The organism is Faecalibacterium longum, assembly GCF_040094125.1.
Taxonomy (GTDB): Bacteria; Bacillota; Clostridia; order Oscillospirales; family Ruminococcaceae; genus Faecalibacterium; species Faecalibacterium longum.
Genome location: NZ_JBBNIH010000079.1, coordinates 1 through 728, shown reverse-complemented (window position 1 = coordinate 728; position 728 = coordinate 1). Strand labels below are relative to the sequence as shown.

Annotated in this window: 1 protein-coding gene; it reads left to right on the top strand. The window is 45.9% G+C overall.

Annotated features, from left to right (window positions below):
- The first annotated feature begins 335 nt into the window (after positions 1–335).
- Positions 336–521 carry a hypothetical protein gene (locus tag AAAU26_RS01890; RefSeq protein ID WP_005921579.1) on the top strand — a complete coding sequence of 62 codons (186 nt, stop codon included), beginning with the start codon at positions 336–338 and terminating at the stop codon, positions 519–521.
- The last annotated feature ends 207 nt before the right edge of the window (positions 522–728 follow it).

The following is a 728-nucleotide window of genomic DNA, read 5'->3' as shown; positions in this document are numbered from 1 at the left end:
GCAGGGTATCACTATGATAGTGGTATCCTGCCTTTTGCTTTGCGGAATCAAGTTCGCTTTGTGCGAACTTGGTCGTCCCCCTATATGGCGCGTTTGGGGGTAGTCGCTGCGTACGTGCGTACCGGGAGCCTGTACACCTCTGACAAGGTGTAACACACTAGACTTTGTGCCAAAGTCTGTGTGCCAAGGGGCCAAGCCCCTTAGAATCCCTGCGGAGCGTGTACGCACGTACGCAGAAAAATGGCAAAATTTCACTATATCGGGGTGTTCTTTCATTGGAGAGTATGGTATACTCGGCTTAGTTCAACAAATAAGAATTTGGCGAGGTTATTTACATGAAAAAGAGCACATCAAGAATCGTCGGTTTGGTAATGCTGATTATAGCTGTTGCATTTATAATGTTTGCGGTGAACCATCCAGAAATGAGTTTTCCTTGGAACAATACCATTACTTGGTTACTGTATGGTTTGTATGTTCTTGTGACAGTCGTGCTACTTATTGCACCTAAGATGAAGAAGTAAACAATTCCAGTTTGCTGTACTCGTTCCTAGCAGGGTTTGGGGCAGGCACGCCCCAACAAGAAGCTGTCCCAAAGGGGCAAGAATTTTCAAGAATTGAAAATTTGTGGCCACGGGACGATTCTTGCTCTCACCTTTTTCGCTGCGTTTCGCAATTTTCACATTTCAATCTGCTCGCAGATTGTTGACAAGCTGCGCTTGACCCGATAC